This window comes from Streptomyces sp. CO7, assembly GCF_053474865.1.
On record NZ_JBRIOU010000005.1, the window covers coordinates 209,742 to 213,484 of the forward strand.

Annotated in this window: 3 protein-coding genes; 2 read left to right on the plus strand and 1 reads right to left on the minus strand. The window is 72.6% G+C overall.

Annotation, left to right across the window (positions count from 1 at the left end):
* Both ACOV8S_RS19405 and ACOV8S_RS19410 read left to right on the plus strand, forming a co-directional pair.
* A partial coding sequence (locus ACOV8S_RS19405; RefSeq protein ID WP_448319069.1) for a class F sortase occupies positions 1–492 on the plus strand: 492 nt, incomplete at its 5' end.
* A gap of 114 nt (positions 493–606) precedes the next feature.
* A complete protein-coding gene (locus ACOV8S_RS19410; RefSeq protein ID WP_448319070.1) occupies positions 607–1,629 on the plus strand; it encodes a glycoside hydrolase family 6 protein in 1,023 nt (340 codons plus the stop codon).
* An 89-nt stretch (positions 1,630–1,718) separates the two neighbouring features.
* On the opposite strand, the gene ACOV8S_RS19415 is transcribed toward ACOV8S_RS19410, so the two are convergent.
* Entirely contained in the window at positions 1,719–3,674 is a 1,956-nt protein-coding gene (locus ACOV8S_RS19415) for a galactose oxidase-like domain-containing protein (protein ID WP_448319071.1), read from the minus strand.
* Positions 3,675–3,743 lie beyond the last annotated feature (69 nt).

Here is a 3,743-nt window from a genome sequence, read left to right on the forward strand (position 1 = left end):
CCCCCGGCCCGCCGGCCGCTGCCCGCGGCCGAGCCCCGGCGGATCGACGTTCCCTCGCTCGGACTGAGCGCGCCCGTGGTGCCCCGGCCGCTCGACCCCTCCGGCGCACCCGGAACTCCTCCCCTGGAGATGGCGGGCGCGGTCGGCTGGTGGCAGCGGGGCCCCGCCCCCGGAGCCGCGGGCCCTGCCCTGCTGGCCGGCCACCGGGACACCGGCAGCCGGGCCGCCGTCTTCCACCGGCTCGGCGACCTGCGGCCCGGCGACGCGATCGACGTCTACCGCAGCGACGGCCGGGCGGCCCGCTTCACCGTGGAGGAGGTGCGAACCCTGCCCCGTGCCGGCTTCGACGCCCGCCTCGCCTACGGCCCCCGCCGGACCGGCCGCGCGGAACTGCGGCTGATCACCTGCGCCGGGGCCTGGGACGAGGTGGCGCGGGCCTACACCGCCAATGTGGTGGTCTCCGCCTATCTCACCGGATCGGGTGGACGATGATCCGGAACTTCCGTGTTGTCACCGCACGTTGCATTCGCGTGGGTGACAACTGAAATGTCAGGACTGAGAATGAGGACGACAGTGCGCCCAGGGGGGACAGCGAGGGGGGAACGGATGGATGCCAACAGGCGGACCGGGGTCGGCAGACGGCTCTGTGCGGCGGCGCTCGGCACGGCGCTGCTGCTCACCGCCGCGGGCTGCTCCGACGACAAGGAGGAGCGCCGGCAGAAACTCAGGGAGCGAGGCGCGCCGGCCGCGAAGGGGGCGCCGTTCTGGGTCAACCCGGACGGCAACGCGGCCCGGCAGGTCCACGCCTACGAACAGCAGGGCCGGGAGGCCGAGGCCCAGGCGATCCGGCGCATAGCGGAACAGCCTGTGGGGGAGTGGATCGGCACCGAGAACCCGGAGGGCGAGGCCCGCGGGCTCACCGAGGCCGCCGTCGCGGACGGCCGCAGGGCGCTGCTGGTGCTCTACAACATCCCGCACCGCGACTGCGGCAACTACAGCGGCGGCGGCGCCGCGGACGGCGACGCCTACCGGGCCTGGCTCGACGGCGTGATCCGCGGCATCGGCGACCGCCCGGCCACGGTCGTCCTCGAGCCCGACGCCGTGCTGCACCTGGTCGACGGATGCACGCCCGCCGAGTTCCACGAGGAGCGGTACGCGCTGCTCGGCGAGGCGGTGGGCCGGCTGAAGCAGCTGAAGAACACCCGCGTGTACGTGGACGCGGGGAACGCGGGCTGGGGGCGGCCGGAGCAGATCTGGGAGCCGCTGCGGCGGGCCGGGGTGGAGAAGGCCGACGGCTTCGCCGTCAACGTCTCCAACTTCTACTCCACCGACGACTCCATCGCCTACGGCAGGACGCTCTCCGAGAAGATCGGCGGCAAGCACTTCGTCGTCGACACCAGCCGCAACGGCAACGGGCCCTACCAGGAGGGCGACCCGGGCGAGCGGTGGTGCAACCCGCCGGGCCGCGCGCTGGGCGAGAGGCCGACGACACGGACGGCCGACCCGCTGGTCGACGCCTACGTGTGGGCCAAGCGGCCCGGGGAGTCCGACGGCACCTGCAAGGGCGGTCCCAAGGCCGGCGAGTGGTGGCCGGAGTACGCCTTGGAGCTCGCGCGGGCCTCCCGGTGACCGAGACGGAGGTGGTGACGGGGGCGGCGTCGGGCTGAGGTACGCGGGGGGCGGTCCGGTGACCCGGACCGCCCCCCGCCCGGGCTGACTCAGGAGACCTTCACCCACCGTGCCGTCGCGGGCACCCCGTCCCGGTCGGTGAGGAAGAGCATGTACCAGCCCGGCTGCACCAGGTTCCGGTTCTCCGGAACGGTCACCGTGACCGCACCGGCCCTGCCCGGCGTCTTCCTCAGCCCGAGGGCGATCGAGCGCTGGTCCACGTCCGTGACATGGGTGGAGGCGCTCGGCCGGATCAGCCGCGCCGTCGCGAGACGGCCGGCGTCCGGGGTGCGGAAGGTGGCCTCACCGCCCCGGCGAAGGGTCCCGGGTCCGTCCTCCACCACCGGCCGCTCGCCGCGGAAGAGGTACGGCGGGGTGTAGATCTCGATGCGCTGCTCGAACACGCCCGGTGCGGAGTTGGCCGGGTCGGCGTAGAGCGGGTCGGAGCCGAAGAACATCACCCGTCCGTCGGGCAGCAGCAGCGACCCGGAGTGGTAGTTGCGGCCCACCAGCGGGTCGGCGACCCGGCGGAAGGAGTTCCTCTCCGGGTCGTACAGGCGCGCCTCGAGGATGTCGGAGCCGGACCGCCCCCGGTAGTCCTGCGAGCCGCCCGACACCAGCACGGTGTCGTCCGGCAGGATCGACGACTGCGGGTACCGGGTGCCGCGCCCGAGCGACGGGCCGTCCGTGAAGCGCGGCTTCTTCGCCTTCAGGTCGACCAGCCGGGTCCGCTCGCTCGACCGGCGCGACTCGCCGATGCCGCCGCCCCCGATCACCAGGTACTTCTCCTCCTGCGCCGGCGGCAGCAGCACGGTGCCGGAGGTCTCCAGCCGGTCCGGGTCGCTCATCCCGGGGATGCGGGTGAACCGGTCGGTCTCCACGTCCCAGATCCCCGGGTCGCGGCCCACGTCCGCAGGACCGTAACCGGCGTTGGAACCCGAGTAGAAGACCTTGCCGCTCTGCGTCAGGAACAGGGCTGGGTAGGTGGGGAACTGACGCTCCTTCGCGGTGTACGACCACTTCCTGGTCCGCGGGTCGTACACCTCGTTCTTGCCCGGCACCAGCTGCCCGACCTCGTCCAGCCCCGACACGGACAGCACCTTGCCGTCCGAGAGCGTGGTGAGCGTCGGGTACCAGCGCGCCTCGTTCATCGGGTCGACCTTGATGTACCGCTCGGCCACCGGGTCGAACTCGTAGGCGTCGCGGATTCCCTGGAAGTCCCGCTTGTCCAGCGCGAGCTTCTGCGCGATGCCGTAGGTGTTGCGGGCGTCCGCGCCCTTCAGACCCTCGATGCGGTAGTTGTCCTCGGCGCCGGTCCGGTGGCGGGAGCCGCTCCGGGCGGCCTCGACGTACACGCGGCCGAGACCGGCGTCGTTGCCGAGGAACTTGCCGGTCGCCGGGTCGAACTTCTTGGTGGCCCGCGGGACCAGCACCGGGTCCTGGGCGACGAACGTCTTGCCGTTCTTCTTCCCGGTGAAGCGGGTCCCCTCCTTGATGGTCATCGGCTTGTCGGGGTTCTCGTTGTGGACGACCATCAGGCCGCCCGCCTTGGTGACGTCGCCCTTCAGCCGCTCGTAGCGCTGGGTGCCGCCGGCGACGAGCAGGTTGCCGTCGGCGAGCTGGGTGTGGCCGGTGCAGAACAGGTCGCTCGGCGTGGGGACCTTCTTGATCGTCCCCTTCACCGGGTCCCACACGCGGGTGTCGAACCGCTTGGCGTCGAAGTTCCGCCGGTCGTTGCCGGAACCGGCGACCAGCAGCACCTTGCCGGTGCGGAGCAGGGCGGCGTGGATGGTGTTCTGCCGGTACCCCTCGGGGAACTCGACGATCTCCCAGCGGCCGTTACCCGCCTTGTACTCGGGGCGGTCGATCGCGTAGGCGTGGTACTTCTCCGTGCCGAAGCGGTACAGCCAGGGGCCGTTGGCGCCGGCCAGGGCCAGCACCACGGCGATCACCAGGGCGATGCGGCGGGCCTTGCGCCGCGAGGGGCTCGTCCGACGAGGCGTCATGCCCGCGGCCCCTCCTTCACGGTGGCCGCGTCGCCGGTGCCGACGGGTGCGGCGTGGCCGAGGCCCGCC